The sequence below is a fragment of the Kocuria cellulosilytica genome, from assembly GCF_040981245.1.
Taxonomy (GTDB): domain Bacteria; phylum Actinomycetota; class Actinomycetes; order Actinomycetales; family Micrococcaceae; genus Kocuria; species Kocuria cellulosilytica.
On the sequence record NZ_JAVFWZ010000067.1, the window covers coordinates 1 to 614 of the forward strand.

General features: G+C 74.1%; 1 protein-coding gene. It reads right to left on the reverse strand.

Annotation, left to right across the window (positions count from 1 at the left end; genetic code table 11):
- Positions 1-614 (reverse strand): acyltransferase family protein (locus RCG67_RS17020; RefSeq protein ID WP_368827980.1); only part of this gene is annotated, 614 nt, incomplete at both ends.

The window sequence follows — 614 nt, forward strand, 5'->3', positions numbered from 1 at the left end:
TACAGGGCGTAGGCCGAGTCGCCCAGCCGCACGAGGGGCCGGGAGGCGAGGATCCGGTCCAGGCCGAGCGGCGAGCCCGAGCGCCCGGCCACGACGATCGCCGCCGCGGAGGCCAGCGGCCACAGCGCGATCCAGCCCGGGAACGCCCCCTGGACGTCGACGAGCACCCCGACCGAGACCATGCTCAGCATCCCGGCCCAGCCCAGCACCACCCGCGCCGCCCGCGGCAGGTCCAGGTGCGGGAGGGCGAGCGCGAGCAGGGAGCCCAGGGCGAACTCCCACAGCCGGGTGCGGGTGTCGAAGTAGGCGAACTCCTGGTTCGTGGCGGTCGAGTGCACCGACCAGGCGAGGGAGGTCGCGAACACCGCGCCGAACAGTGCCGTCAGGACCGGCACCGGCCGCCAGCCCGCCCTCCGGTGGAGCCACCACGCCGCGCCGAAGACCAGCGGCCACAGCAGGAACACCTGCCCCTGCACCGACAGGGACCAGAAGTGCTGGAACGGGGAGGCCGTGGAGTGGTCGGCGGCGTAGTAGTCCACCGCGCTGAGCGCCAGCGCCCAGTTCTCCGCGTACAGCACCGAGGCCAGTGCCTCGCTCCGCCAGCGGCCGACGTC